6 protein-coding genes are annotated in these 5,360 nt (G+C 70.7%); 4 read left to right on the top strand and 2 right to left on the bottom strand.

Translation table 11 applies throughout. The annotated features are described in order from the left end of the window. Positions 1-518 precede the first annotated feature (518 nt). Complete coding sequence (locus E1285_RS48010; RefSeq protein WP_243723455.1) at positions 519-1,139, top strand: septal ring lytic transglycosylase RlpA family protein; 621 nt, start codon at positions 519-521, stop codon at positions 1,137-1,139. 96 nt (positions 1,140-1,235) lie between these two features. Here the strand turns inward: E1285_RS48010 and E1285_RS42945 are convergent, their stop codons facing one another. Beyond that, entirely contained in the window at positions 1,236-2,243 is a 1,008-nt protein-coding gene (locus tag E1285_RS42945) for an alpha/beta hydrolase fold domain-containing protein (protein WP_207947243.1), read from the bottom strand. Positions 2,244-2,609: 366 nt separating this feature from the next. On the opposite strand from E1285_RS42945, the gene E1285_RS42940 reads away from it, so the two are divergent. After that, positions 2,610-2,972 carry a YkvA family protein gene (locus E1285_RS42940; RefSeq protein WP_132160665.1) on the top strand — a complete coding sequence of 121 codons (363 nt, stop codon included), beginning with the start codon at positions 2,610-2,612 and terminating at the stop codon, positions 2,970-2,972. Between the two features lie 45 nt (positions 2,973-3,017). Here the strand turns inward: E1285_RS42940 and E1285_RS42935 are convergent, their stop codons facing one another. Further along, on the bottom strand, positions 3,018-3,764 hold the full coding sequence (locus tag E1285_RS42935) for an IclR family transcriptional regulator (protein ID WP_279510131.1): 747 nt from the start codon (positions 3,762-3,764) through the stop codon (positions 3,018-3,020). A 357-nt stretch (positions 3,765-4,121) separates the two neighbouring features. Here E1285_RS42935 and E1285_RS42930 point away from each other — a divergent pair, with 357 nt between their 5' ends. Continuing rightward, positions 4,122-4,346, top strand: a complete 225-nt coding sequence (locus E1285_RS42930) for a hypothetical protein (protein ID WP_132160664.1) — start codon at positions 4,122-4,124, stop codon at positions 4,344-4,346. Between the two features lie 472 nt (positions 4,347-4,818). After that, positions 4,819-5,115, top strand: a complete 297-nt coding sequence (locus tag E1285_RS42925) for a hypothetical protein (protein WP_132160663.1) — start codon at positions 4,819-4,821, stop codon at positions 5,113-5,115. Positions 5,116-5,360: the final 245 nt, after the last annotated feature.

The raw sequence follows: 5,360 nt of genomic DNA, 5'->3' as shown, positions 1-5,360 counted from the left end.
GTTCCGCAGATGTCGTTACATCTGCGGAACGCCCCGTTTTGTATACCGCAGGCGCTTGTTATATGTCCGAGATCATCTCTTCTCGGCAGGTAAAGGCGATCATCTGGCAACGTTACGCAGTGCCGCTGATCGACTCCAGAGGGCAAAAGGTCGGGTGACAAACCCCACATAACAGGGACCTGCGGCTCGATTTCCGCGAGAGGCGACGTACGGTCGGGCACGGATGAAAATCATCCGGCTTGGCGTCAGGTAGGTCATCTGGCGCAAGCCGCGCGGATGAAAGAAGTCCACTCGGTGCGGCGTCTCAGAGATCAAAAATGAAGATGCCTTTCCAGCCGCACCTGCCGGACGCCGAACCGCGATGACGCGGAAGCGCCGAGATCGGCGCGGAGCCGGGCTTGCGAGCCCGCGGGCGGCGGGGGATTCGGGGACGATCGACGTCGCCTGAACGCGCCGCGAGAACGGCGGTACGAGACGCCGGGCGTCCGGGGCCCTGTCCCCGATCAAAGGACACCTCTGTGGGTAGCCCTGTCAGGCGTCTTCTTCGAGCACGCCTACGTACCATCCTGATCATCTCCGGCGCCACCGCCGCGGTTCTCACCCTCGGGGCGTTCGCCCTGGTCAAGGGCGACGGCTCCGCGACGACGGCGCAGGCGGCGCACACCGCGCCGAAGGCCACGACACCGCTGCGGGACGAGCCGCGCGCGGAACCGACCCGCGCCGGCCGCGGCAAGACCCGCTCTCCGGAGCCGTCCCCGGCGAGGACGAAGACTCCGGAGCGCAAGGCCGACACCGAGACCGGCCACATGCCCAAGCCCGAATCCAAGAAGAAGAAGCGGAAGAAGGCCGTGGCGTCGGGGTCCTGCGAGGCCTCGTACTACTGGCAGGGTCAGATGACCGCCAGCGGAGAGAAGTTCGACCCGAGCGAGCTGACGGCCGCGCACAAGACGCTGCCGATGGGCTCCAAGGTCCGCGTGACCAACAAGAGCAACGACCGTTCCGTCACCGTCCGCATCAACGACCGCGGTCCGTTCGTGAGCGGCCGCTGCCTGGACCTGTCCAGGGCCGCGATGAAGAAGGTCGGCGGCACCGGATCGGGCGTGATCCAGGTCCGCTACGAGGTCCTGTCTCGCGGCTGACACCACACGGCACATCACCCGCCCGGCGGGCGCTCGCCCGCGCCCGCCGGGCGATCGCCCGCGCGCCATGTGCTCGGTGGTCTGTGCGCTCGGTGGTCACTGTGCCAGTGACCAGGCGCCGTGCCCGGTGTCCGCCGCGTGCCGAGGCTGGTCGCCGGTGGGCTGGGTGTCCGTCCACATGCCATCGGCGCGTTGCGCGTTGCCCGGCTGCGTGCCGGCTGCCGCCTGCGTGTCGGCAGGGAGGGGGTTCGTGGTCGCGGTGTCCGCCGGGGTCGATGTGGTGGCGAGGCGTTCGCGGAACCAGTCGGTGAGGACACCGTCCACCCGCACGGCTTCGGTGATGGGTGCGCGGGCCTCGGTACCGGGCTCGGCGGCCAGCGCATGGCTCATCCGGAACGTCGTGGACTCCACGGGCCCGGTGCAGTGGCGGCGCATCACGTCGCGCAGGGCCGTGATCTCCCGGGCGGGGACGACCCGGTCCTTGGCGCCGCCGATGAGCAGCGTCGCGACGTCCCGTCCGGCCAGATCGGCGGCGAGCGCGCCGAGGTCGAGGCGGTCGGCGCGCGCACGGGCCAGGTCCGTCCAGGACAGGTCGAGGCCGGAGCGCTTCTCGACGGCCCGCGCGGCGCGCGACGGCGCGACGACGGGCGTCACGAGCGCGACGGTGCTCACCGGGACGACGTCGCGCGCCACCGCCAGCAGCGCGGCGGATCCGCCCGCGCTGAAGCCCGCCAGGGCGACGGGGCCGTCGGGCAGCGCGAGGTCGCGGCGGATGTCCTCCAGAGCGGCCGGGAGGCCTTGGACGGCGTCCTCAACCGCCGCGCAGTACCTCTCGATGGCCTCGGTCCGCAGGAGCGCGCCCGATCCGAGCCCGCCGGGCGACCGGCCGGGCAGGTCGAGGTAGACGCGCCAGACGGGGACACCCGTCATCGGGATCGCCGCCGCGAGCGCGCTCGCCGTGCGGGGCGGATCGAAGCCGGGCCACGCCACGATCAGCCGGGCCGGACCCGTGGCGGACGCGTCGACCGCGGTGGGGGGCAGCGCGACGTACGGGCCGCCCGCCGCCGTCCCGTGGACGGGCTGATGCGTATGGTCGCCGCTCATTTCGTTCTCCGGCTCCTGCGATCGTCGACGGGCAACGCCGGTCGTGCCGGGAGGCGACGCCCCTCCCGCGAGCGCCATGCTCGCAGTGAACGTCGGGCAACACGCCGTGAATCGCCGCACGTCACCCAAGAGCGTGAGTCTTCTCACCCGTCCGTCACGCGCTTCTTCCGGTGCGGCGACCTGGGCCCACCCTTGGTGCTCTGCGGGGGAGGTGTTCGTGATCGTTTCGGCGCCGGTTCGGGCGGGATGGCTGTGAGCCGTGCCTCATGGGCGGCTGGGCGGAACATTTCCGGCACGCGTGGCGTCGTACTTGAACGTGGGCGCTGCGGGGGCGCGCCCTCCTGAACATCCGTCTGAGGAGTGCTCGTGGACCGGAAGCGAAGTGCGGCCGCCGCAGGGCAGGCCTGGCAGATCTATCGCGAAACCCTGGAACCCGAGGCCCCCGGGCTGTGGCAGCGCGCACGCGCCGTCCCCCGGATGCTCAAGTCGGTCCTCCGGGGACAGTACAAGGGCATGTCAGTCGGGACGCTCGGACTGCTCGCCCTGGGCCTCGTCTACATCATCTCCCCGATCGACGCCATCCCCGACATGATCCCCGTCGTGGGCATCGTCGACGACACCGGTATGGCCCTGTGGATGGCCACGGTCCTCGTCAAGGCCGCCGGTGACTTCGTCGCCTGGGAACGCGGTGGACGCCCGACTGTCCTTGTGGGCGAGCCCATCGACTAGCAGGGGCCGTCCAAGGCGAGACCGTGCGTGTGACGGTCTCGCCTTTTACGTGCTCGGGCCCAGTTCCTTGGAGAAGCGCTCGGCGGCGTCCCGCATGACGGGCACGACGTTCGGGACGACTTCGCGTGTCATGCGCCCGGACGGGCCTGACACCGATATCGCCGTCAGCGCCGGCGCACCACGGAGAGGCACCGCGACGCAACGGACACCGATCTCCTGCTCCTCGTCGTCCAGCGCGTAACCCTGCTCGCGGATCTTTTCCAACTCGGCCAGGAGCGCGCCGGGAGTGGTGAACGTGTTGGGCGTGTGCGCCTCCATGCCCGTCCGGCCCAGGATCTCCTGGACGCGGTGGTCGGGCAGCTGGGACAGCAGTGCCTTCCCCACGCCCGTGCAGTGCGCCTGGACGCGCCGTCCCACCTCGGTGAACATGCGCATGGAGTGCTTGGACGGCACCTGCGCCACGTACACGGCCTCGTCGCCTTCGAGTACCGCCATGTTGGCGGTCTCGCCGACCTCTTCCACAAGGCGGGACAGGACCGGGCGCGCCCACGTGCCCAGCAGGCGGCTGGCGCCCTCGCCGAGGCGGACGAGCCGCGGGCCCAGCGCGTAGCGCTTGGACGGCTCCTGGCGCACGTAGCCCTGGTTCACGAGCGTCCGCATCAGGCGGTAGATCGTCGGCATCGGCAGTCCGGAGACCTCCGTCAGCTCCGACAGCGCCATCTCGCCGCCCGCATCCGCCAGATGCTCCAGCAGATCGAACGCGCGCTCCAGTGACCGAACGGCCTCCGCCACCCTGTCTCCTCTCCCTTGCGACCGGACCCGATTCTACGGAGACGCGATTTCGCTCTGCGGAAGAGGGGCGGTCATCGGAGTGATGCACGTTACACATGCTCAGACATGGCAATAACTGTCTGTGCCTGGCGCCGCGTCGCCGCCCCCCTGGCAGCCGTAGGGAGAGAGCAAGACCGCGAGAGGGGACCGGGTGCAAACGGGGCGCCGAAGGACATGCTGGGGTGCGATCGCACTCGCCGTACCGTCGCTGATGCTCATCGGCCCGGCTGCGGCCTCGATGGCCTCGGACGACCCCTGCCAGGTCGAGGCGGCCGGGTCCGCCGCTCCAAGCCCTGACGGCCAGCCGTGCGATGAGCCGTGCCAAGCCGGAACCCCCTCTTCGAGCTCGCCGTCGCCGAGGGCGGCGTCACCTTCGGGTACGCCGAGGCCGGGGGGCACGTCGTCGTCGGGCTCGCCGTCTGCGGGCGTCACTCCGTCCTCGGATGCTTCGTCTCCGGGCTCGCCGTCACCAAGTGGCTCGCCGTCGGGTGGCACGTCACCCTCGGGCGGCACGTCGCCATCGGTTGCGCCGAGTCCGGGTGATCCGGGTGGCGCGCCTCCGGCCTCGCCGAGTCCGAGCGCCGGGCCGTCTTCGGGTTCGCCCTCGCCCGGCGGTACGTCGACCGGGGGCTCGCCTAGCCCGGATGCTGGTTCGTCTCCCGGGTCGCCGTCCGAGGGGACGCCGTCCGAGGGGACGCCGTCCGAGGGGGCGCCGTCCGAGGGGGTGCCGTCCTCGGGCGCGACGGCTTCGGGTGGTGCGCCTTCGGGGGGCGCGCCGTCTGCGGGTGGGTCGTCTTCCAGTGCACCGGCTCCTGGCGCGTCGTCCTCTTCCAACGGGGGACCCAAGCCGCGGACGGTCGATGAGCCGGGTGGGCACGGTCAGGCCGATGCGGATTCTGGGGAGTCCTCAGAGAACGACGCGTTGCCAGGGGGCGGTCCTGGAGGAGATGCCGGTGGGCCGGGCGCGGGCGCAGGGGAATCGGGGATCGAAGGCCAAGGCGTCCCGGAGGTTCCCATGCCGGACCTGCCGTCCGCACCGCCTTCGGCGCCTGGGGAGGGCGCGGTCGTCATGCCGCCGTTGACCGCGCCGGACCAGGCGCAATCAGCGGCCGGTGAGGGGCAGGTGACGCTGATGTCCCCGACCGCGATGAGCGAACGGGACGAGACGGACTGGGCGATCGTCATCGGTGTGGCGCTCGTGGCCGAGATCGGGTTGCTGTGGGGCGCCGCCTGCGTCGGACTGTGGAGGCGGCGGATCGCGCTGTACCGTGCCGAGTCCAGGGCGGGACAGGCCGGCGAGGCTCTGGCGTGACGGACTTGCCCGGTGCCTCCCGGACACGGTAGGTGACCGGGTGCGTGCCCATCTGTAAAGGGGCTTTTCCTCTTGTCACGGTGGTGACAAACCGGGCTCTGCCGAATGTGACCGCGAGCTAATATCGCGCACTGACTACCATCCGGTAGCTTAATGATCATCGCCGGTCGCCAGGGGCGCTAGGACACGGGCGTCCGGCCGACGCGCGTCACATCTGCCGACGGCGCCCACCCCCCATATGACCC

Origin of the sequence: Actinomadura sp. 7K507, from assembly GCF_004348425.1 — a bacterium.
GTDB lineage: Bacteria > Actinomycetota > Actinomycetes > Streptosporangiales > Streptosporangiaceae > Spirillospora.
The sequence above is the reverse complement of the archived record's forward strand: the minus strand, read 5'-3'. Positions and strand labels throughout refer to the sequence as shown.